General features: G+C 63.1%; 17 protein-coding genes, 2 tRNA genes and 1 pseudogene. 16 read left to right on the top strand and 4 right to left on the bottom strand.

The features are described 5' to 3' along the window. The first annotated feature begins 1 nt into the window (after window position 1). From CAF92_RS05875 to CAF92_RS05820, 12 genes and pseudogenes are all read left to right on the top strand, one after another. A complete protein-coding gene (locus CAF92_RS05875; RefSeq protein ID WP_075046528.1) occupies window positions 2-1,432 on the top strand; it encodes an N-acetylmuramoyl-L-alanine amidase in 1,431 nt (476 codons plus the stop codon). Next, window positions 1,429-3,324, top strand: coding sequence for a DNA mismatch repair endonuclease MutL (mutL, locus tag CAF92_RS05870; protein ID WP_085599723.1), 1,896 nt, complete (start codon window positions 1,429-1,431; stop codon window positions 3,322-3,324). Before CAF92_RS05875 ends, mutL begins: the two co-directional genes overlap by 4 nt. A gap of 1 nt (window position 3,325) precedes the next feature. Next, window positions 3,326-4,297 carry a tRNA (adenosine(37)-N6)-dimethylallyltransferase MiaA gene (gene miaA, locus CAF92_RS05865; RefSeq protein ID WP_085599721.1) on the top strand — a complete coding sequence of 324 codons (972 nt, stop codon included), beginning with the start codon at window positions 3,326-3,328 and terminating at the stop codon, window positions 4,295-4,297. Window positions 4,298-4,391: 94 nt separating this feature from the next. Next, window positions 4,392-4,652 carry an RNA chaperone Hfq gene (gene hfq / locus CAF92_RS05860; RefSeq protein ID WP_003258160.1) on the top strand — a complete coding sequence of 87 codons (261 nt, stop codon included), beginning with the start codon at window positions 4,392-4,394 and terminating at the stop codon, window positions 4,650-4,652. Between the two features lie 12 nt (window positions 4,653-4,664). Next, complete coding sequence (gene hflX, locus CAF92_RS05855; protein WP_015272005.1) at window positions 4,665-5,966, top strand: ribosome rescue GTPase HflX; 1,302 nt, start codon at window positions 4,665-4,667, stop codon at window positions 5,964-5,966. Between the two features lie 96 nt (window positions 5,967-6,062). Continuing rightward, a complete protein-coding gene (hflK, locus tag CAF92_RS05850; RefSeq protein ID WP_063911925.1) occupies window positions 6,063-7,244 on the top strand; it encodes an FtsH protease activity modulator HflK in 1,182 nt (393 codons plus the stop codon). Then, complete coding sequence (gene hflC, locus CAF92_RS05845) at window positions 7,244-8,113, top strand: protease modulator HflC (protein ID WP_063911924.1); 870 nt, start codon at window positions 7,244-7,246, stop codon at window positions 8,111-8,113. Before hflK ends, hflC begins: the two co-directional genes overlap by 1 nt. 301 nt (window positions 8,114-8,414) lie before the next feature. Beyond that, complete coding sequence (locus CAF92_RS05840; protein ID WP_013974431.1) at window positions 8,415-9,602, top strand: ATP phosphoribosyltransferase regulatory subunit; 1,188 nt, start codon at window positions 8,415-8,417, stop codon at window positions 9,600-9,602. A gap of 56 nt (window positions 9,603-9,658) precedes the next feature. Beyond that, the gene (locus CAF92_RS05835; RefSeq protein WP_046613320.1) at window positions 9,659-10,951 is read left to right on the top strand and encodes an adenylosuccinate synthase; all 1,293 of its coding nucleotides are present in this window, start codon (window positions 9,659-9,661) and stop codon (window positions 10,949-10,951) included. Between the two features lie 632 nt (window positions 10,952-11,583). Next, window positions 11,584-12,276: pseudogene (locus CAF92_RS27785) on the top strand (methyl-accepting chemotaxis protein); the annotation flags it as partial. Window positions 12,277-12,297: 21 nt separating this feature from the next. Continuing rightward, window positions 12,298-13,182, top strand: a complete 885-nt coding sequence (locus CAF92_RS27780; protein ID WP_371034222.1) for a methyl-accepting chemotaxis protein — start codon at window positions 12,298-12,300, stop codon at window positions 13,180-13,182. Window positions 13,183-13,386: 204 nt separating this feature from the next. Then, a complete protein-coding gene (locus tag CAF92_RS05820; RefSeq protein WP_085599715.1) occupies window positions 13,387-13,854 on the top strand; it encodes a DUF2867 domain-containing protein in 468 nt (155 codons plus the stop codon). Between the two features lie 32 nt (window positions 13,855-13,886). On the opposite strand, the gene CAF92_RS05815 is transcribed toward CAF92_RS05820, so the two are convergent. From CAF92_RS05815 to CAF92_RS05800, 4 genes are all read right to left on the bottom strand, one after another. Further along, on the bottom strand, window positions 13,887-15,452 hold the full coding sequence (locus tag CAF92_RS05815) for an iron ABC transporter permease (RefSeq protein WP_085599714.1): 1,566 nt from the start codon (window positions 15,450-15,452) through the stop codon (window positions 13,887-13,889). Beyond that, window positions 15,452-16,465, bottom strand: coding sequence for an extracellular solute-binding protein (locus CAF92_RS05810; RefSeq protein ID WP_085599712.1), 1,014 nt, complete (start codon window positions 16,463-16,465; stop codon window positions 15,452-15,454). Before CAF92_RS05810 ends, CAF92_RS05815 begins: the two co-directional genes overlap by 1 nt. Window positions 16,466-16,779: 314 nt before the next feature. Beyond that, window positions 16,780-16,866, bottom strand: a tRNA-Leu gene (locus CAF92_RS05805). Between the two features lie 88 nt (window positions 16,867-16,954). After that, window positions 16,955-17,041, bottom strand: a tRNA-Leu gene (locus CAF92_RS05800). A gap of 271 nt (window positions 17,042-17,312) precedes the next feature. Between CAF92_RS05800 and rnr the strand changes: the two genes are divergently transcribed. The 4 genes from rnr (at window position 17,313) to rpsR (ending at window position 21,612) form a co-directional block, all read left to right on the top strand. Continuing rightward, window positions 17,313-19,889, top strand: a complete 2,577-nt coding sequence (gene rnr, locus CAF92_RS05795) for a ribonuclease R (RefSeq protein WP_085599710.1) — start codon at window positions 17,313-17,315, stop codon at window positions 19,887-19,889. Continuing rightward, window positions 19,886-20,632: a 23S rRNA (guanosine(2251)-2'-O)-methyltransferase RlmB gene (rlmB, locus tag CAF92_RS05790; protein ID WP_046613310.1), complete on the top strand. Its 747-nt coding sequence runs from the start codon at window positions 19,886-19,888 to the stop codon at window positions 20,630-20,632. Before rnr ends, rlmB begins: the two co-directional genes overlap by 4 nt. A 295-nt stretch (window positions 20,633-20,927) precedes the next feature. Then, entirely contained in the window at window positions 20,928-21,353 is a 426-nt protein-coding gene (rpsF, locus tag CAF92_RS05785; RefSeq protein ID WP_013974420.1) for a 30S ribosomal protein S6, read from the top strand. 28 nt (window positions 21,354-21,381) lie between these two features. After that, entirely contained in the window at window positions 21,382-21,612 is a 231-nt protein-coding gene (rpsR, locus tag CAF92_RS05780) for a 30S ribosomal protein S18 (RefSeq protein WP_003249563.1), read from the top strand.

Genomic DNA, 21,612 nt, shown 5'->3' with positions numbered 1-21,612 from the left:
TATGCGCATACGCGCACTGGTCGCCATCGTTGGGCTGCTGCTGACAACGGTGACCGTTGACGCTCTGGCCGTCACTCAAGTCAAGAGCATGCGCCTGTGGCGCGCGCCGGACAACACGCGGCTGGTCTTCGACCTGTCTGGTCCCGTGCAGCACAGCGTATTCACCCTGAGCGCACCTGATCGTCTGGTTATCGACATCAATGGTGCGACCTTGGCCGCGCCACTGAACGTGGCTACCTCCAATACGCCGATCAGCAGCGTGCGTTCGGCTCAGCGCACCCCGACCGACCTGCGCGTGGTGGTCGACCTGAAAAAGTCGGTCACCCCAAAAAGCTTCACCCTGGCGCCCAACGCCCAGTACGGTAACCGACTGGTGGTCGACCTCTACGACCAGGAAGCTGACGCCATCGCTGCCAGCGCGCCGGCTCCGGCCCCGACTCCGGCACCAACGCCCGCAACCACGCCAGCAGTGCCGGTGACCCCGGCCCAGCCTGCCATCAAGCTGCCGCCGGTTCCCAACGGCAAGCGTGACATCGTGGTTGCCATCGACGCCGGTCACGGCGGCGAAGACCCGGGTGCGTCCGGCTCGCGTGGCCAACATGAAAAAGACATCGTGCTGCAGATCGCCAAGGAACTGCAGCGCCAGATCAACAGCGAAAAAGGTTTCCGGGCCGAGCTGACACGTACCGGCGACTACTTCATCCCGCTGCGCAAACGTACGGAAATCGCCCGCAAGAAGGGCGCCGACCTGTTCATCTCTATCCACGCCGACGCCGCGCCGTCCCGTGCTGCCTTTGGTGCCTCGGTGTTCGCCCTGTCCGACCGCGGCGCTACCTCCGAGACAGCGCGCTGGCTGGCTGACACGGAAAACCGTTCCGACCTGATCGGTGGTGCCGGTAACGTCAGCCTCGACGACAAGGACCGCATGCTGGCCGGCGTGCTGCTGGACCTGTCGATGACCGCCACGCTCAGCTCCAGCCTCAATGTCGGGCAGAAGGTGCTGGGCAACATGGGGCGCATCACCTCGCTGCACAAGCAGCGGGTGGAACAGGCCGGCTTCATGGTGCTGAAGTCGCCGGATATTCCGTCGATCCTCGTTGAAACCGGGTTCATCTCGAACAACAACGAAGCCGCCAAGCTGGCCACCGCAAGCCATCAGCAGGCCCTGGCCCGTTCGATCCACACTGGTGTGCGCCAGTACTTCCAGCAGAATCCGCCGCCTGGCACCTACATCGCCTGGCTGCGCGACACCGGCAAGATCGCCGCTGGCCCGCGTGAGCACACGGTGCGCCCTGGCGAGACCCTGGCGATGCTTGCCGTGCGCTACCAGGTCAGCGTGACCAGCCTGCGCAGCACCAACAGCCTCAAGACCGATGAGCTGAAGGTCGGCCAGCGCCTCGATATCCCCGCTACCACGTTGGCCTCGCAATGAGTGGCGGTTCGCGCATCCAGCTGCTCAGCCCGCGGCTGGCCAACCAGATTGCCGCGGGCGAGGTTGTCGAGCGGCCGGCATCTGTCGCCAAGGAGTTGCTGGAGAACAGCCTGGACTCCGGCGCCCGGCGTATCGACGTGGAAGTGGAGCAGGGCGGCGTAAAGCTGCTGCGGGTGCGTGACGATGGCAGCGGCATTTCCGCCGACGACCTGCCGCTGGCCCTGGCCCGTCACGCCACCAGCAAAATCCGCGAGCTGGAAGACCTGGAAGGGGTATTGAGCCTGGGCTTCCGTGGTGAGGCCCTGGCCTCGATCAGCTCGGTGGCGCGCCTGACCCTGACCTCGCGGACCGCCAGCGCTTCCGAGGCCTGGCAGGTGGAAACCGAAGGCCGCGACATGACCCCGCGGGTGCAGCCGGCGGCGCACCCGGTGGGTACTTCGGTGGAAGTGCGCGACCTGTTCTTCAATACCCCGGCCCGGCGCAAGTTCCTCAAGGCCGAGAAAACCGAATTCGATCACCTGCAGGAAGTGATACGGCGCCTGGCGCTGGCGCGCTTCGATGTCGGCTTCCACCTGCGCCACAACGGCAAGAGCATCCTCAGCCTGCACGAGGCCCACGATGAGACCGCCCGAGCGCGGCGGGTGGGCGCCATATGCGGCCCGGGCTTCATGGAGCAGGCGCTGCCGATCGACGTGGAACGCAATGGCCTGCGCCTGTGGGGCTGGGTCGGCTTGCCGACCTTCTCGCGCAGCCAGGCAGACCTGCAGTATTTCTTCGTCAACGGCCGTGCGGTGCGCGACAAGCTGGTCGCCCACGCCGTGCGCCAGGCCTACCGCGACGTGCTGTTCAATGGTCGGCACCCGACTTTCGTGCTGTTCCTGGAGCTGGAGCCCAACGGCGTCGACGTCAATGTGCACCCGACCAAGCACGAAGTGCGTTTCCGCGAGGGGCGCTCGGTGCACGACTTCCTGTATGGCACCCTGCATCGCGCGCTGGCCGATGTTCGCCCGGAAGACCAGTTGGCGGCGCCTGCTGCCGTGCCCGAAGTGGTCCGCCCCACGGGCCAGCAGGCCGGTGAGTTCGGCCCCCAGGGCGAAATGCGCCTGGCCTCACCGGTGCTCGAGCAGCCGCGAGCCCCGCAGCAGTCGTTTTCCAGTGGTGGCAGTGGCGCGGGTTACCAGTACCAGTACACCCCGCGCCCCTCGCAGCCGTTGCCAGCCGCCGAGGCGCAGGCGGTGTATCGCGAGTTTTACAAACCGCTGGATGAAGGCGCGGCGCCGACGGCGTTGCCCGAAAGCCAGGGTGACATTCCCCCGCTGGGTTACGCGCTGGCGCAGCTCAAGGGCATCTATATCCTGGCCGAGAACGCCATCGGCCTGGTGCTGGTAGACATGCATGCCGCACACGAGCGCATCATGTACGAGCGCCTGAAGGTGGCCATGGCCAGCGAAGGCCTCAGCGGGCAGCCGCTGCTGGTTCCCGAGACCCTGGCCCTGAGCCAGCGTGAAGCGGACTGCGCCGAAGAGCACGCGCAGTGGTTCCAGCGGTTGGGCTTCGAACTGCAGCGCCTGGGCCCCGAGACCCTGGCCATCCGCCAGATCCCGGCTTTGCTCAAGCAGGCCGAGGCCAACCGCCTGGTGCAGGATGTACTCGCCGACCTTATGGAATACGGCACCAGCGACCGTATCCAGGCGCACCTCAACGAGCTGCTCGGCACCATGGCCTGCCACGGCGCCGTGCGCGCCAACCGGCGTCTGGCGGTCCCCGAGATGAACGCCCTGCTGCGTGACATGGAAAACACCGAGCGCAGCGGCCAGTGCAACCATGGTCGCCCCACCTGGACCCAGATGGGCCTGGACGACCTGGACAAACTCTTCCTGCGCGGTCGATGAAATGAGCGGCAAGCCCCCTGCAATATTCCTGATGGGCCCGACGGCGGCCGGCAAGACCGACCTGGCCATCGAGCTGACCAAAGTACTGCCGTGCGAGCTGATCAGCGTCGATTCGGCGCTGGTCTATCGCGGCATGGACATCGGTTCGGCCAAGCCGTCGAAAGAAATCCTCGCCGCTCACCCGCACCGGCTGATCGACATTCGCGACCCGGCCGAGAGCTATTCGGCTGCGCAGTTCCGTGCTGATGCCCTGGAGGCCATGGCCGAGATCACCGCGCGCGGCAAGGTCCCGTTGCTGGTGGGCGGCACCATGCTCTATTACAAGGCGTTGATCGATGGCCTGGCCGACATGCCGGCGGCCGATGCCGCGGTGCGTGCCGAGCTGGAAGCCCAGGCCGAAGCGCTGGGCCTGGCCGAGTTGCACCGCCAGTTGGCCGAGGTTGACCCTGAGTCGGCGGCGCGTATCCATCCCAACGACCCACAGCGGTTGATCCGGGCGTTGGAGGTGTACCGGGTGAGCGGCGAGAGCATGACGGCACATCGACAACGTCAATTCGCGGAAAGTCGCGGCGCAGACGCAGGCGCTGGCGGACATTTGCCCTATACTGTCGCGAGTTTGGCGATTGCTCCTACAGATCGTCACATTTTGCATCAGCGAATTGCGTTACGATTTTCACAGATGCTGGAACAGGGCTTCGTCGATGAGGTCCGATCGCTGCGAGCCAGAAGTGACTTGCACGCCGGGCTGCCGTCTATACGGGCAGTGGGGTATCGGCAGGTCTGGGATTACCTGGACGGCAAGCTGACTGAGAATGAGATGCGTGAACGCGGTATCATTGCCACCAGGCAACTGGCCAAGCGGCAGTTCACCTGGTTGCGTGGCTGGCCTGAAGTACACTGGCTTGACAGCCTGGCCTGCGACAATCTGTCCCGCACCTTGAAATACCTTGGGGCCATCTCCATATTGAGCTGAGTCCCTGCTGATTGCCGTCTATTCTTGCGAAGGGGCGGCCTAATTTATCGATTTTCTTGATTTTCTATTATTTATCCTTACAGGAGTGCGGCATATGTCAAAAGGGCATTCGCTACAAGACCCTTACTTGAACACCTTGAGAAAAGAAAAGGTCCCGGTATCCATCTACCTGGTCAACGGCATCAAACTGCAGGGTTCGATCGAGTCCTTCGACCAGTTCGTGGTACTGCTGAAGAACACCGTCAGCCAGATGGTCTACAAGCACGCCATCTCGACCGTGGTTCCTGCCCGTCCGGTTCGTCTGCCAAGCCCGTCCGATTCCGAACACGGCGACAGCGAGCCAGGCAACGCCTGATAGGAGCCTGCATTGTTCTTTGAGCGCCACGGTGGTGGTGAGCGGGCGTTGCTCGTTCACTTGGAAGGTCAGAACCCTGAGGCGCGCGAAGACCCGCAGGAGTTTCAGGAGCTGGCATTGTCGGCCGGTGCCGACATCGTCTCGCTGGTCACGGTGGCAAGGCATCAGCCTTCCGCCAAATACCTGATTGGCAGTGGCAAGGTCGAAGAGTTGCACGACCTGGTCCATGCCGAACAGGTAGACCTGGTGATTTTCAATCACACCCTCACGCCCAGTCAGGAGCGCAACCTCGAGCGTGTGTTCGAGTGTCGTGTGCTCGACCGTACCGGGCTGATCCTCGATATCTTCGCCCAACGGGCGCGTACCCATGAAGGCAAGCTGCAGGTCGAACTGGCCCAGCTCGAGCACATGAGCACGCGGCTGGTACGCGGCTGGACCCACCTTGAGCGACAGAAGGGTGGTATCGGCCTTCGTGGCCCGGGTGAAACCCAGCTGGAAACCGACCGCCGCCTGTTGCGGGTGCGCATTCGCCAGATCAAGTCACGCCTGGAGAAGGTGCGCAGCCAGCGCGAGCAGGCACGCCGCGGGCGCAAGCGTGCGGACATCCCGTCGGTATCGCTGGTTGGTTATACAAACGCCGGCAAGTCCACGCTGTTCAACGCCCTGACCGAATCCGAAGTGTATGCCGCCGACCAGCTGTTCGCCACTCTCGACCCGACCCTGCGCCGGCTCGAGCTGAACGACCTGGGGCCGATCGTGCTTGCCGATACCGTGGGCTTCATTCGCCACCTGCCACACAAGCTGGTCGAGGCATTTCGGGCTACGCTCGAAGAGTCGAGCAACTCCGACTTGTTGCTGCATGTGATCGACGCCCATGAGCCGGAGCGCATGGAGCAGATCGAGCAGGTGCTGGCGGTGTTGGGCGAGATTGGTGCCGAAGGGTTGCCGATCCTCGAGGTGTATAACAAACTCGACTTGCTCGAAGATGTCGAGCCGCAGATCCAGCGCAATGCCGATGGCAAGCCGGAACGGGTCTGGGTATCGGCACGCGATGGGCGTGGCCTGGAGCTGGTCGGCCAGGCGATTGCCGAGTTGCTGGGGGATGATCTGTTTGTCGGTACCCTGTGTCTGGAGCAGCGTTTTGCCCGCTTGCGCGCGCAATTCTTTGCCCTGGGTGCCGTGCAGAGTGAAGAGCATGATGAAGAAGGGCGCAGCCTGCTGAGCGTGCGACTGCCCATGGTCGAACTGAATCGCCTGGTCAGCCGCGAAGGCATGGAGCCGCAAGTGTTTGTCGAGCAACACACTTTGCAATAAATGCTCGTCGAGGTCGCCGGGCAGCAGTGACAGGCATTCTGTAGCATTGGACGGCGCGCCGTGGGCGCGTCTTTGCTTTATCAGATGGAGAGCGCTATGGCTTGGAACGAGCCGGGTGGCAACTCGAACAATCAGGATCCCTGGGGCGGTCGCCGTAATGGCGGTGGCGGCGGTGGTGACAAGAAAGGTCCACCGGACCTGGACGAGGCCTTCCGCAAATTGCAGGACAGCCTGAACGGCATGTTCGGCAGCGGCAAGAAACGTGGCGGCGGTGACCGCAATGTCGGCAAGGGCGGTGGCCTGGGCCTGCTGGGCATCGGCCTGGCGGTGCTGGCTGCAATCTGGCTGTACAGCGCCGTGTACGTGGTCGACGAGCAGGAGCAGGCCGTGGTGCTGCGCTTCGGCAAGTACTATGAGACGGTCGGTCCCGGCCTGAACATCTACTTCCCGCCAATTGATCGCAAGTACATGGAGAACGTCACGCGCGAGCGTGCCTACACCAAGCAGGGCCAGATGCTGACCGAAGACGAGAACATCGTCGAGGTGCCGCTGACCGTCCAGTACAAGATCAGCAACCTGCAGGACTTCGTGCTCAACGTCGACCAGCCTGAGGTCAGCCTGCAGCACGCGACCGAGAGTGCCCTGCGCCACGTTGTGGGTTCCACCTCGATGGACCAGGTGCTCACCGAAGGCCGCGAGCAGATGGCCGTGGATATCCGCGAACGCCTGCAGCGCTTCCTCGACACCTACCGTACCGGTATCACTGTTACCCAGGTCAACGTCCAGAGCGCGGCAGCCCCGCGTGAAGTGCAGGAAGCCTTCGACGACGTGATCCGTGCCCGCGAAGATGAGCAGCGTGCCCGCAACCAGGCCGAGTCCTACGCCAATGGCGTGGTGCCGGAAGCCCGTGGTCAGGCCCAGCGCATCATCGAGGACGCCAACGGTTACCGCGACGAAGTCATCGCCCGTGCCAAGGGTGAAGCCGACCGCTTCACCAAGCTGGTCGCCGAGTACCGCAAGGCACCTGACGTGACCCGTCAGCGCCTGTACCTGGAAACCATGCAAGAGGTCTACAGCAATTCGAGCAAGGTCATGGTGGCAACCAAGGACGGGCAGAACAACCTGCTCTACCTGCCGCTGGACAAGATGGTCGAAGGCAGCCGCAACCCGTCCGCGCCGACCACTGGCGTGTCGCCATCGGTCAACGATGCGGCCGCCCGTGCGGCGCAGGACCTGCAACAGCAACAGCAGCCGCTGCGCACTAGGGAGAGCCGCTGATGAGCAACAGATCGCTGATCGCCCTGATCGCCGCCGTTGTCCTGGCCATCGTGGCCTGGAACAGCTTCTACATCGTGTCCCAGACCGAGCGTGCGGTATTGCTGCGCTTCGGTAAGGTAGTCCAGGCGGATGTACAGCCGGGCATGCACGTGAAGATTCCGTACGTGAACCAGGTGCGCAAGTTCGACGCCCGCCTGATGACCCTCGACGCCCCGACCCAGCGGTTCCTGACCCTGGAGAAGAAAGCGGTGATGGTCGACGCTTACGCCAAGTGGCGCGTCAAGGACGCCGAACGCTTCTACACCGCCACGTCCGGCATGAAGCAGATCGCCGACGAGCGTCTGTCGCGTCGTCTGGAAAGTGGCCTGCGTGACCAGTTCGGTAAACGTACCCTGCACGAAGTGGTTTCCGGTGAACGTGACGCGCTGATGGCTGACATCACTGCTTCGCTGAACCGCATGGCCGCCAAAGAGCTGGGTATCGAGGTGGTCGATGTGCGCGTCAAGGCCATCGACTTGCCGAAGGAAGTCAACCGCAGCGTGTTTGACCGCATGAGCACCGAGCGTGAGCGTGAAGCCCGCGAGCACCGCGCCAAGGGTAACGAGCTGGCTGAAGGTATCCGTGCCGATGCTGACCGTCAGCGCCGCGTATTGCTGGCTGAGGCCTATCGCGAAGCAGAGGAAACCCGCGGTGACGGCGACGCCCAGGCGGCCGCCATCTACGCCAAGGCCTACACTCAGGACCCTGATTTCTACGCGTTCTACCGTAGCCTGCAGGCGTACCGCGAGAGCTTCTCGAGCAAGAGCGACGTGCTGGTCCTGGACCCGAAGAACGAGTTCTTCCGCTTCCTGGACAAGAGCAGGCCGTGATGCTCAAGCCCTGATTCTCATGCAGCGGCGCCCCGCCTGGCAGCTAAAACACCAGGCGGGGTGCATCCTGAATGAAAAGGGGTGTATGATGAGGCAGCCGGGAAATTTCCCGGCTTTTTTGCGTCTGCATGGTTGATTGGCAAACCGCCAGTTGACGGTTTGGTCAGGTCGCAAGGCAATTCGAGGGTGTCGGGTACGGTGGCTGCGCTGGGATCAGTGCTGCCCGCTGCTGTGCGCGATACCGGCTTTACTGACGGCTCGCCTGCTGGCAAGCCGCCCGGACCAGAGGGGAAATGGCGTAATGGCAACGGTAGACCGCTGGCTGCTGCCAGATGGCATCGAGGAAGTACTGCCACCTGAGGCTGCGCGCATCGAAATCGCGCGCCGCCAGGTGTTGGACCTGTTCCAGAGTTGGGGCTACGAACTGGTCGTCACCCCGCATATCGAGTACCTGGAGTCGCTGCTCACCGGCGCCGGCCAGGACCTGGATCAGCGCACCTTCAAGGTAGTGGACCCGCAGTCGGGCCGCCTGATGGGCTTCCGCGCCGACTTCACCCCGCAGGTGGCGCGCATCGATGCCCACACCCTGCGTCGTGAAGGCCCGAGCCGCCTGTGCTATGCCGGCAGCGTGCTGCACGCCCAGCCGCGTGCCCTGTCCACCTCGCGCAGCCCGATCCAGCTGGGTGCCGAGCTGTATGGCGATGCCAGCCCCACCAGCGATGTCGAAGTCATCAGCCTGATGCTCGCCACGCTTCAACTTACCGATGTGCCAGATGTGCACATGGACCTGGGCCACGTCGGTATCTACCGCGGCCTGGCTCGTGCTGCCGGCCTGTCCGGCGCGGTCGAGCAACAGCTGTTCGACGCCCTGCAGCGCAAGGCCGTGGATGAAGTTCAGGTGCTGACCGCCGACCTGCCGAAGGACCTGGGCAACATGCTGCGCGCGCTGGTCGAGCTGTGCGGTGGCCGCGAAGTGCTGGCCGAAGCCCGCGTGCGCCTGGGCCGTGCCCCGGCCAGTGTGCTGGCGGCGCTGGACGACCTGCTGGCGATCGCCGATCGCCTGGCGTCGCGCTTCCCGGACCTGCCGCTGTACTTCGACCTCGGCGAGCTGCGCGGTTACCACTATCACACTGGCGTGGTGTTCGCCGTGTTCGTGCCGGGCGAAGGTCAATCGATCGCCCAGGGCGGGCGCTATGACGACATCGGCGCCGACTTTGGCCGGGCACGCCCGGCCACTGGTTTCTCCACGGATTTGAAGACCCTGGTCACACTGGGGCGAGCGGAGGTCGTATTGCCAACTGGCGGCATCTGGATGCCGGACAGTGGCGACGCGGCCCTCTGGCAGCAAGTCTGCCAGTTGCGCAACGAGGGCCAGCGTGTGGTCCAGGCCCTGCCTGGCCAGCCGTTGAGTGCTGCTCTCGAGGCGGATTGTGATCGGCAATTGATTCAGCAAGACGGGCGCTGGCAGGTTCTGCCGCTGGCCCAGTGAGTTTCTGCGCCGGCAGTAGGCCGGCAACCAAGTTTGCGTGAATGAGGACCAATGTAATGGGTAAGAATGTCGTCGTCCTGGGCACCCAGTGGGGTGATGAGGGCAAAGGCAAGATCGTCGATCTGCTGACCGAACATGCTGCCGCCGTAGTGCGCTACCAGGGTGGCCACAACGCGGGTCACACCCTGGTGATCAACGGTGAAAAGACCGTTCTGCACCTGATTCCGTCCGGCATCCTGCGTGAAGGCGTACAGTGCCTGATCGGCAACGGCGTGGTCGTTGCCCCGGATGCCCTGATGCGTGAAATCACCAAGCTGGAAGAGAAGGGCGTACCGGTGCGCGAGCGCCTGCGCATCAGCCCGGCTGCGCCGCTGATCCTGTCGTACCACGTTGCCCTGGACCAGGCCCGCGAAAAAGCTCGTGGCGAAGCCAAGATCGGCACCACTGGTCGTGGTATCGGCCCAGCTTACGAAGACAAGGTCGCACGCCGCGGCCTGCGCGTGGGTGACCTGTTCCACCGCGAGCGTTTCGCCGCCAAGCTGGGTGAGCTGCTGGATTACCACAACTTCCAGCTGGTGAACTATTACAAAGAGCCGGCCATCGACTTCCAGCAGACCCTGGACGAATGCATGGCCTACGCCGAGCAGCTCAAGCCGATGATGCTCGACGTCACCGCCGAGCTGCACAACCTGCGTCGCGCCGGCAAGGACATCATGTTCGAAGGTGCCCAGGGCTCGCTGCTGGACATCGACCACGGCACTTACCCGTACGTCACCAGCTCCAACACCACCGCTGGCGGTATCTCCACCGGTTCTGGCGTTGGCCCGATGTACCTGGACTACATCCTGGGTATCACCAAGGCCTACACCACTCGTGTAGGTTCCGGTCCGTTCCCGACCGAACTGTTCGACGAGACTGGCGCTACCCTGGCCAAGCGTGGCCATGAGTTCGGCTCCACCACCGGCCGTGCGCGCCGTTGCGGCTGGTTCGATGCCGTGATCCTGCGTCGGGCCATCGACGTCAACAGCATCTCGGGCATCTGCCTGACCAAGCTGGACGTCCTGGATGGCCTGGAAACCATCAACATCTGCGTTGGCTACAAGAACGAGAACGGTGCCGTCATCGACGCGCCTTCCGACGCCGACAGCTACATCGGCCTGGAGCCGGTGTACGAAGAAATGCCAGGCTGGAGCGAGTCGACCCTGGGCGTGAAAGCCCTGGAAGAACTGCCAGCCAACGCTCGCGCCTACATCAAGCGCATCGAAGAGCTGATCGGCGCGCCGATCGACATCATCTCCACCGGTCCGGACCGCAACGAGACTATCGTGCTGCGTCATCCGTTCGCCTGATCTGCCTTCCAGGCTGATCTGACGCCGTGGCCCTGAAAGGGGCTGCGGCGTTTTCATTTGTGGGGTATGCCTGTCCCGGCCCTCTCGCCGGCAAGCCAGCTCCCACAGGTACACCACAGGCCTCAAGACATGTGGAGTACCTGTGGGAGCGGGCAAGCCCGCGAAGAGGCCAGTACAGGAAAACCCATTGCTGAACCTTGGCGTTTATCCCTGCTGCCCTCGGCACAACCCTTGCTGTAAGAAGTTTCTGAAGATGCCATCAAAATAGTGGCGCCAGAAAACACGAGGGTTACACCGTGTCTGCCATCCTCTCACTGTTACGAAGCCGCCTTTTGCGGCCTGTGTTTGTTGCCCTTGGTATCGCTCTTTTGGTGCAGGTGCTGGTCGCCGTTGCGCTTACCCGAAGCACGGTCACCGCCTTGGAGGCCGACTTGGGTGAACGCCTGGGCAATGACAGCCGGCAGCTCGCCAGCGAGCTGGAGCAAGCCGGGCAAGACGTGCGCTCAGGCCTCGACAGCCTCTCTAGCAGCACCCGCCAGCGGCTGAGCGCAGGTTTGTCGGCGCGCCTGCAAAGCGAGCAACAGCAACTGCGCAGCACGCTGGAAAAGAACCTCAAGGACTCCGCCAACGATATGGCCGAGCTGCTGGCGTCGGTCGCACCGCGGGCGATCTGGGACAACGATGTGCCGGTGCTCTCTGACTTCGCCCGGCGTGCCCAGCGCAACCCCAACGTGCTGTTCGTGGTCTACGACGACGCCCAGGGCCAGCACCTGACCCGCTACCTGAACCGGCAAAACCCGATCAACCAGGCATTGATGGACAAGGGCAAGGGCGAGCGTGCGCTGGACAAGGTGATCGACGCGGCCCGGCGCGACCCGGCGGTGTACTTCGTCGAGGCCTCGATCAACCCCAATGGTGCAGAAATCGGCAAGGTGGTGATGGGCGTTTCCACCGCCGGTATCGATCAGGAGCTAAAGGCCCTGGACCAGCGCTTCGCCGCACTGATCGCCAGCGGCGAGCAACTGGTCGGCGACAGTCTGGTCGGTGCTGCTGCCGACAGTGGCAAGACCTTGCGCGAGCGCCTGGAAAAGGCGCAGGGCAGCGCAGCCGCGATGCAGGCCAATACCGCACAGACTGTGCGTGATGCTGCTGCCGAACTGCGCTGGCGCATCGGGCTGGGCCTGATGCTGGTCGGCCTGGGTGTGCTGGTGGTGGTGGCCGTGGTGCTTGGTCGCCGGGTGCTGAGCAAGCTGCGCCTGCTGATTGCCGCGCTCGACGACCTGGCGGCTGGCGAAGGCGACCTGACCAAGCGCGTGCCCCTCGACAGCCGCGACGAAATTGGCGACATGGCTTCGGCGGTTAACCGCTTTGTCGACAAGCTGCAACCCATCGTGCGCGAGGCGGGCGAGGTGGCGCAGCGCACCGGCGTGGAGATTGGCGCGATGGCCCAGCGCAATGCCGGCGCCGATGCTGCCGCTGCACTGCAACGCGATGAAGTGGCGGCCAGCCTGCGCGATCTGTCGAGCATGGCCGATGAGGCCCAGGCTGAAAGCCATGCCATGCAGGCAGCCCTGCAGCAGGTGGTGGATATCCGCCAGGCTACTGACGAGAACAGCCGTACCTCGACTCAGCTCGCCGGTTTGATCGAGAACCTGGCCGGGCAGGTGGAGGCCGGCTCCCAGGTGATCGAGCGCCTGGCCAAGCAGAGCGAGCAGATCGAAGTGGTGCTGACCGTTATCCACGGCATCGCCGAACAGACCAACCTGCTGGCCCTGAACGCGGCCATCGAAGCCGCCCGTGCTGGCGAAACCGGGCGCGGGTTTGCCGTGGTGGCCGATGAGGTGCGGGCGCTGGCGAGCAAGACGCAAAGTTCTACGGGAGATATCCAGGCGCACATCGCCGCGCTGCAGAAGGGGGCCAAGGAGGCCGTGGCCACCATCAGCCAGGCCGGTCTCAAGGCCAGCGAAGGGCTGCTGGTGTTGCGTGACAACGAGCGCCGCCAACAGTCGGTGCAGGCAGCGGTGGAGCAGGTGCACGCAGCCATCGGCCTGGCCACCCGGGCGGCCGAGCAGCAGGCGAGTGGGGCGCAGGCGGTGCGTGGGCGGGTGGAAACCATACACGCCCAGGCCGAACGCTCGGCCGAGGTGGTGATGCAGACCACCGCAAGCAGCAAGGTGCTGGATGACCTGGCCGCACAGCTGCGTGCCAGCCTGGGCCAATTCAGGGCATAGAAATTCGCAAGCGAATCGCAATCCCTGTGGGAGCGGGTTCACCCGTGAAGAAGACGACGCGGCATGGCACCGGCTCCGCCGGTGTTCGCGGGTTAACCCGCTCCCACAGGGCAAGTGCAAGCTTCTGCAATTGTGCAAGGCCATCGAGTTTTGGCGGTGCAGTGTTGCTAAGATGGCAACGACACATGGCAAACGGAGTTGTTCATGTCAGCTCAACTGGTCGCCGCCCCGGCCGCCCTGGATTTTCTCCATTGCGACAGCGTGCATGTCAACGCGCCCATGACCGCTCTCCAGGCCTACTGCACCATGACTTCGGAAGTCCCAGGCTGGCTGGCCAAAGCCTTTCGCCTGCGCGATTTCATCTCGCGCCGCTTCAATGTCACTGCTATCCACGGTTTCTCATCGCGCAGCCCCGAACGTTTGCCGGTAGTGGGTGAGCATCTGGACTTTTTCCTGGTCGAGGCAATCAGCGACCATCAATTGGTCCTGACCTCGCGTGACACGCACCTGGCGGTGATGGTGAGCATGGATCTGGATGAGCCGAGGGATGGCCAGCAGCGTTTGAGCGTGACCACCTCGGTACAGTGCTTCAACCGCTTCGGCCGCCTCTACATGCTGCCTGTCGGCAAGGCGCATGGGCCGATTGTGCGGCGCATGCTGCGAAACATCTGATGGCTTCATCGCCGGCAAGCCGGCGAAGAAGGTTATGCCTTGTTCAGATACATCCGCGTAGTCAGCAGGTATACGGGCAGCCCCGACACCACGATCAGCAACGCCGCATAAGGCGCTGCCGCCGCGAACTCGACGTTGGCCGTGTGCGCCCACACCTCGGTGGCCAGGGTGGTCATTCCGGTCGGGCTGAGCAGCAAGGTAGCTGTCAGTTCCTTCATGGCATCCAGGAACACCAGGGCAAATGCTGCAGCCATGGCTGGGAAGATGATCGGCAGGGTCACCCGGCAGAACGCGGCAAAGCTGCCCGCGCCCAAGGTCCGCGCCGCTTCCTCCAGTGTAGGTGAAGCCTTGTTCAGCGCGGTGCGCACCGGCGACTGCGCCAGCGGCAGGAACAGCAGCGCATAGGCCAGCAGCAACAGTGCTGTGGTCTGGTATAGCGCCGGCACGTAATGCAGGGCGAAGAACACCAGGGTCAGGGCAATCACCAGGCCGGGCAGGGCATGCAAAAGGTATGGCAGGCGCTCGGCCCAGATTGCCAGGCGGCCCTTGTAGCGCACCACCAGGAAGCTGATAGGCAGGGCCATCAGCACGCAGAAACCGGCACCACCCAGCGACACCGACAGCGAGGTGAACAACGCCTTGGAAATGGCTGCCACCGGGAATGCCGCCGATGAACCCACGCTCAGCCAGTAGCCGAGCATGGCCAGCGGAATACCGCTGCCCAGCACCGCCAGGCCCACGCAGAACAGTTGCGCCAGCACAGCCCAGCCACGTAGCCGCACTGGTTGCGCCCGACGCGCCACGCCCTGGCCGATGCGCACATGGCGGGCCTTGCCACGTACCCGCAGTTCAAGCCACAGCATCAAGAGGCACATCGCCAACAGTACGGCGGACAGCATGGCCGCATTGGCATTGCTGAACTCCAGTTCGAACTGCTGGTAGATAGCCGTGGTGAAGGTTTGCAGGCCGAGGATCGACAGGGCGCCGAACTCCACCAGCATGTGCAGGGCGATCAGCAGCGCGCCGCCCAGCATCGATGGCCACAGCAGCGGCAGGGTGACCTTGATGAATACTTCCCAGCGGCTGCAACCCAGCGTACGTGCCGATTCCTCCAGCGAGGTATCGAGGTTGCGCAGGGTTGCGGCCACCGGCAGGAACACCAGCGGGTACTTGGACAGGGCCATGACCATGATCGCTCCGCCCAGCCCTTCGAAGTCAGAACTCAGCGACACCCAGGTGAAGCTGCTGACGAACGACGGCACGGCAAACGGCAGGCATAGCACCACTCCCCATAGCCGACGGCCGGCCAGATTGCTGCGCTCCAGCAGCCAAGCCAGGGCCAGGCCGACCACCATGCAGGTCAGCGTCACCCCGACCATCAGCATCAGGGTGTTGCGCATCAGCCCCCAGACAAACGGCCGCCACAGCAGGTGCATGGCTTCTCGCCAGCCGGCCTCCCAGGCTTTCATGGCAACGTACAGCAAAGGCAGCAAGCTCATCGCTACCAGGAACAGCACAGGCAGCACCACCCAGACGGAGGGGCGCTTGCGGCGCGGTACGAAGCGTACTGGCACCGGCTCGGACAGGGCGGCAGTCATCAGAGCAGGCCGACCTCGCGCTCAAGCTCGATCGCTTCCTCTGCATTGCCCAGGTCGGCTGGTGAGATCTTCGGCGGGCGCAGGTCTTCGAACGGCTTCAGGCCACGGTCGGAGACCATGCCTTTGTGCAGCGGGTACTCGGCGGTGGTCTGGGTGATCACGCGCTGGCCTTCTTCGCTGGCCATCCAGTTGAGCAGGGCCTGGGCTTCCTTCGGGTGCTTGCTGGCCTTGACCACGGCTGCGCCGGAAATGGTGACCAGGTTGCCGGCATCGCCATCGGCCAGGTAGTAGAGCTTGGTGTCCAGCTTGCCGCGCTCGCGCTCAAGCGCATACCAGTAATAGTTGTTCACCAGTACCGCAGCGACTTCGCCCTTTTCCACGGCTTTGAGGGCGACCATGTTGTTGGTGTAGGTCTTGCCGAATGCCTTCAGGCCGGTCAGCCATTCTTCGGTGGCTTCTCGCCCGTGCATCTTCAGGATGGCCACGGCCTGCTCCTGGAAGGCGCCGCTGGTGGGTACATAGCCGACGCGACCTTCCCACTCGGGGTTGGCGAAGTCCATCACTGTGGTCGGCAGGTCTTTCTCGTCGACCTTCTTCGGGTTGAACACGACGATACGCGTACGGGCGGTAATGCCCATCCAGGTGCCGTTGGTGCCAACGTACTCCTTGGGCATCATGTTCGCGGTGGCGTCGTCGATCTTTGCCAGCAGGCCCAGTTCGCCCAGGTTGTTCAGGGGCGGGGACTCTTCGGTATAGATGATGTCGGCCGGCGAGCGTTCGCCTTCCTCGATGATCTGGCTGGCCAGCTGGTTGCTGCTGCCCTTGCGAATATTTATGTGGATGCTGGTCTTGGCCTCGTAGGCCTTGGCGATGGCCTCGCCGATTTCCTTGTGCTGACCGTTGTACATGGTCAGGGTGACCGGTGCGTCTGCCATGGCGGCCGGAGCGCCGATGGCCAGGCTCAGCACGGCGGCGGCCAAGGTACGCATCAGCGGTTGCGGGCGGATCGTCATGCGGGTACTTCCTCGCTTACGGCTACATATTTGGAAACAATGGTAAACGAAATCGTTTCTCAAGTGGCTGGGTGACGAGAAATTCATGGTCAGACCATGGTGCAAGAGTCTGAAGGTGTGTTGGCTGTGCCGGCCTCTTCGCGGGTAAACCCGCTCCCACAGGTGCATCACAGGTCTTGAGGGGAGTGAAATACCGGTGGGAGCGGCTTTAGCCGCGAAGAGGCCGGCACAGGTCTGTACCTATGACCGAAAGAGGAGGGATACAAAAATCGCAGGCAAGAAAAAACCCACTAGCAAGCTAGTGGGTTTTTGTATGGTGCCCAGGAGAAGACTCGAACTTCCACGACCGTTAAGTCACTGATACCTGAAACCAGCGCGTCTACCAATTCCGCCACCTGGGCAAAGCTTTACATCGTCTGGAGAAGGCGACTATCGTTCGCTTTCACACAGTAGTAACAGATCCTTGGTCATCTGTTACTTGAAAATATTTGGTGCCCAGGAGAAGACTCGAACTTCCACGGCCGTTAAGCCACTGATACCTGAAACCAGCGCGTCTACCAATTCCGCCACCTGGGCACACATTCGAGATTACTTGATGCTTTACAGCGCCGCTCATCTCTACTACAACTTCGGGGTTGTCCGTCGTTGTGGTGCGCACTATACGGACGGTCCGGGGGGCTGTAAACCCCCCGAGCAAAAAAAATTTCAAAAAATTCAACTTGTTGATTCCGCAGGCCTATTCCTTCTCGCCGGAGACGCCGGTAGGGCTGTCCAAGGCTGACATTTCCGGTTTCAATACGCCTATGCCAGAATTCATATCTATATACCCCAAGGTGAACCCCTTCTGATGGCCGATTGGCAATCCCTCGATCCCGAGGCCGCTCGCGAAGCGGAAAAATACGACAACCCCATTCCCAGCCGTGAGCTGATCCTGCAGCGCCTCGCCGACCGTGGCGAACCGGCCGCACGCGAGGAGCTGGCGGCCGAGTTCGGTCTTTACGACGAAGACCAGATCGAAGCACTGCGCCGCCGCCTGCGCGCCATGGAGCGCGATGGCCAGCTTATCTATACCCGGCGCGGCACCTATGCCCCGGTAGACAAGCTGGACCTGATCTGCGGCCGCGTTTCCGGTCACCGCGATGGCTTCGGCTTCCTTATTCCGGACGATGGCAGCGAAGACCTGTTCCTCAGCCCGTCGCAGATGCGCCTGGTGTTCGACGGCGACCGCGGCCTGGCCCGGATTTCTGGCGTCGACCGCCGTGGTCGCCGCGAAGGCGTGCTGGTCGAAATCATCTCCCGTGCCCATGAAAGTGTGGTCGGCCGTTACTTCGAAGAAGGCGGCATCGGCTACGTGACCCCGGACAACCCGAAGATCCAGCAGGAAGTGCTGGTCACCGCCGGGCGCAACGGCGGTGCCAAGATCGGCCAGTTCGTCGAGATCAAGATCACCCACTGGCCCACCCCGCGCTTCCAGCCGCAAGGCGATGTGGTAGAGGTCATCGGCAACTATATGGCGCCGGGCATGGAAATCGACGTTGCCCTGCGCAGCTACGATATCCCGCACGTTTGGCCCAAAGACGTGATCAAGGAAGCGCGCAAGTTCCGCTCTGAAGTCGAAGAGAAGGACAAGGAAAAGCGCGTCGACCTGCGCCACCTGCCGTTCGTCACCATTGACGGCGAGGACGCCCGCGACTTCGACGATGCTGTCTATTGCGAGCCGTTGGGCAAGCTGCGCCTGTTCTCCGGTGGCTGGCGCCTGTATGTGGCCATTGCCGACGTGTCCAGCTACGTGCGCCTGGGTTCGGCCCTGGACGTCGAGGCCCAGCAGCGCGGCAACTCGGTGTACTTCCCCGAGCGTGTGGTGCCTATGCTCCCCGAAGAGCTGTCCAACGGCCTGTGCTCGCTGAACCCGCATGTCGATCGCCTGGCCATGGTCTGCGAAATGACCATGAACAAAGCCGGCCAGATGGTCGACTACCAGTTCTACGAAGGCGTCATCCACTCCCACGCCCGCCTGACCTATAACAAGGTCAGCAGCATGCTCGAGCATTCCCGTACCCGTGAGGGCAAGGCGCTGCGCGAGGAGTACAAGGCAGTCGTCCCGGACCTGAAGAACCTGTACAACCTGTACAAGGTGCTGCTGGAGGCCCGTCACACACGCGGCGCGATCGACTTCGAGACCCAGGAAACCCGCATCATCTTTGGTGACGAGCGCAAGATCGCGGAAATTCGCCCGACCGTGCGCAACGACGCCCACAAGCTGATCGAGGAATGCATGCTGGCGGCCAACGTGGCCACCGCCGAATTCCTGCAGAAGCATGGTGTGCCGGCCCTGTACCGCGTGCACGACGGCCCGCCGCCGGAGCGCCTGGAAAAGCTGCGCGCGTTCCTGGGCGAACTGGGCCTGAGCCTGCACAAGGGCAAGGACCCGTCGCCGAAAGACTACCAGGCACTGCTTGCGAGCATCGCCGGGCGCCCGGACTTCCACCTGATCCAGACCGTGATGCTGCGTTCGCTGAGCCAGGCGGTGTACAGCACCGAGAACAACGGCCACTTCGGCCTGAACTACGAGGCTTATACCCACTTCACCTCGCCGATCCGTCGTTACCCGGACCTGCTGGTGCACCGCGCCATCCGCAGCATCATCCGCTCCAAGGTAGATACCCCGCACGTAAAGCGTGCTGGCGCCATGAGCATCCCCAAGGCGCGTATCTACCCGTACGACGAAAACACCCTCGAGCAGCTCGGCGAGCAGTGCTCGATGACCGAGCGTCGGGCCGATGAAGCCACCCGTGACGTGGTCAACTGGCTCAAGTGCGAATTCATGAAGGACCGCGTGGGCGAGACCTTCCCGGGTGTGATCACCGCTGTGACCGGCTTCGGCCTGTTCGTCGAGCTGACCGACATCTACGTAGAAGGTCTGGTGCACGTCAGTGCACTGCCGGGCGACTACTACCACTTCGATCCGGTGCATCACCGCCTGTCTGGCGAGCGTACCGGTCGCAGCTTCCGCCTGGGCGACACGATCGAGGTCAAGGTCATGCGCGTCGATCTGGACGAGCGCAAGATCGACTTCGAGGTGTCGGAAAAGACCCTCGCCGCCCCGATCGGCCGCAAGCAGCGTGGCGCCGCACCGGCTGCCAGCCACGCCGAGCAAGCCCCGGTCGAGGCCAAGGCCACGCCGAAGCCGCGCAGCCGCAAGAGCGAGACCGCCGAGGCGTACTTCCCGAAAGACGCCGTGCAGCGTAACGCCGAAGTGCGCAAGAGCCGCGAAATGAAGAAGGCGCTGATGAGCGAGGCGCGCAGTGGCGGCCATGCCAGCAGCAAGTCGGACAAGGGTGGCAAGGCTTCCGGCAAGCCGACCAAGCACCGTAAAGGCCCGTCGAAGTCCGGCGCGCCACGCAAGAGCAAGAGCAAGTCATGAGTCAGCTGGAAAAGATCTACGGCGTGCACGCCGTGCAGGCATTGCTGCAGCACCATCCGAAGCGGGTCAAGCAGATCTGGCTGTCGGAAGGGCGCAGCGAGCCTCGCTTGCAGGCGCTGCTGGCGCTGGCCGCGGAACATCGCGTGGCGGTCGGCCAGGCCGAACGCCGTGAGATGGACGCCTGGGTAGAGGGCGTGCATCAGGGTGTGGTCGCCGAGGTGAGCCCGAGCCAGGTCTGGGGCGAGTTGATGCTCGAGGAGTTGCTCGAGCGCACCGAAACACCACCGCTGATCCTGGTGCTGGACGGTGTCACCGACCCGCACAACCTTGGCGCCTGCCTGCGTACCGCCGATGCCGCCGGTGCCACGGCAGTGGTGGTGCCAAAGGACAAGTCCGCAACCCTGACGCCGGTCGTGCGCAAGGTGGCCTGTGGCGCTGCGGAGGTGATCCCGCTGGTGGCTGTGACCAACCTGGCGCGCACCCTGGAAAAACTGCAGCAGCGTGGCCTGTGGGTGGTAGGTACCGCCGGCGAGGCCGAGCAGGAAATCTACCAGCAGGACCTGACCGGGCCGCTGGTGATGATCATGGGCGCGGAAGGCAAGGGCATGCGCCGGCTGACACGCGAACATTGCGATTTCCTGGTGAAGTTGCCGATGGGCGGTAGTGTCAGCAGCCTGAACGTGTCGGTGGCGACGGGCGTGTGCCTGTTCGAGGCTGTGCGTCAGCGTCAGGCCAAGCGCTGATCTTCGGCCTGTACCGGCCCTATCGCCGGCAAGCCAGCTCCCACAGGTGCGCCACAGGGTTCAGCACCTGTGGGCGCTGGCTTGCCGGCGATAGGGCCAGTGCAGGAATAAAGTGCTTCCGGCTGTTCAAATATTCACCAATCACCTTGCTTGTACGCCTCGCCTTCTCTACAATTGCGCCCCTTGCCGAGCTGGCAGGCGCTCATGTGCCTCCCCTCCGTGCAAGACATACAGTGTCATTCACTCCTTGTCTGACCAGATTCGCTGGCAGACTACTAACCCGTAAGGAGCATTCATGCGTCATTACGAAATCATCTTCCTGGTTCACCCGGACCAGAGCGAGCAAGTCGGCGGCATGGTTGAGCGTTACACCAAGCTGATCGAAGAAGATGGTGGCAAGATCCACCGCCTGGAAGACTGGGGCCGTCGTCAACTGGCCTACGCAATCAACAATGTTCACAAGGCTCACTACGTGATGCTGAACGTTGAGTGCACCGGCAAGGCCCTGGCCGAGCTGGAAGACAACTTCCGCTACAACGATGCCGTTATCCGTAACCTGGTCATCCGTCGCGACGAAGCCGTTACCGGCCAGTCCGAGATGCTGAAGGCTGAAGAAAACCGCAGCGAGCGCCGTGAGCGTCGTGAGCGTCCTGAGCATGCTGAATCCGCCGACGGCGACGACAGCAATGACAGCGACTCCAGCGATAACGCTGACGAGTAATCCACGGACCTTTAGAGGAGCCTATTAAATGGCACGTTTCTTCCGTCGTCGTAAATTCTGCCGCTTCACTGCTGAAGACGTGAAAGAGATCGACTTCAAAGATCTCAACACCCTGAAAGCTTACGTATCCGAAACCGGCAAGATCGTTCCAAGCCGTATCACCGGTACCAAAGCTCGTTATCAGCGTCAGCTGGCTACCGCTATCAAGCGCGCCCGCTTCCTGGCCCTGCTGCCCTACACCGACAGCCACGGCCGCTGA

The sequence above is a fragment of the Pseudomonas sp. B10(2017) genome, from assembly GCF_002113295.1.
In the GTDB taxonomy this organism is placed as follows: Bacteria; Pseudomonadota; Gammaproteobacteria; order Pseudomonadales; family Pseudomonadaceae; genus Aquipseudomonas; species Aquipseudomonas pudica.
The sequence above is the reverse complement of the archived record's forward strand: the minus strand, read 5'-3'. Positions and strand labels throughout refer to the sequence as shown.

Coding starts and splice junctions, on each gene's coding strand:
- CAF92_RS05875 (WP_075046528.1), top strand. CDS start 2: ATGCGCATACGCGCACTGGTCGCCATCGTTGGGCTGCTGCTGACAACG.
- mutL (WP_085599723.1), top strand. CDS start 1,429: ATGAGTGGCGGTTCGCGCATCCAGCTGCTCAGCCCGCGGCTGGCCAAC.
- miaA (WP_085599721.1), top strand. CDS start 3,326: ATGAGCGGCAAGCCCCCTGCAATATTCCTGATGGGCCCGACGGCGGCC.
- hfq (WP_003258160.1), top strand. CDS start 4,392: ATGTCAAAAGGGCATTCGCTACAAGACCCTTACTTGAACACCTTGAGA.
- hflK (WP_063911925.1), top strand. CDS start 6,063: ATGGCTTGGAACGAGCCGGGTGGCAACTCGAACAATCAGGATCCCTGG.
- hflC (WP_063911924.1), top strand. CDS start 7,244: ATGAGCAACAGATCGCTGATCGCCCTGATCGCCGCCGTTGTCCTGGCC.
- CAF92_RS05840 (WP_013974431.1), top strand. CDS start 8,415: ATGGCAACGGTAGACCGCTGGCTGCTGCCAGATGGCATCGAGGAAGTA.
- CAF92_RS05835 (WP_046613320.1), top strand. CDS start 9,659: ATGGGTAAGAATGTCGTCGTCCTGGGCACCCAGTGGGGTGATGAGGGC.
- CAF92_RS27780 (WP_371034222.1), top strand. CDS start 12,298: ATGGCTTCGGCGGTTAACCGCTTTGTCGACAAGCTGCAACCCATCGTG.
- CAF92_RS05820 (WP_085599715.1), top strand. CDS start 13,387: ATGTCAGCTCAACTGGTCGCCGCCCCGGCCGCCCTGGATTTTCTCCAT.
- CAF92_RS05815 (WP_085599714.1), bottom strand. CDS start 15,452: ATGACTGCCGCCCTGTCCGAGCCGGTGCCAGTACGCTTCGTACCGCGC.
- CAF92_RS05810 (WP_085599712.1), bottom strand. CDS start 16,465: ATGACGATCCGCCCGCAACCGCTGATGCGTACCTTGGCCGCCGCCGTG.
- rnr (WP_085599710.1), top strand. CDS start 17,313: ATGGCCGATTGGCAATCCCTCGATCCCGAGGCCGCTCGCGAAGCGGAA.
- rlmB (WP_046613310.1), top strand. CDS start 19,886: ATGAGTCAGCTGGAAAAGATCTACGGCGTGCACGCCGTGCAGGCATTG.
- rpsF (WP_013974420.1), top strand. CDS start 20,928: ATGCGTCATTACGAAATCATCTTCCTGGTTCACCCGGACCAGAGCGAG.
- rpsR (WP_003249563.1), top strand. CDS start 21,382: ATGGCACGTTTCTTCCGTCGTCGTAAATTCTGCCGCTTCACTGCTGAA.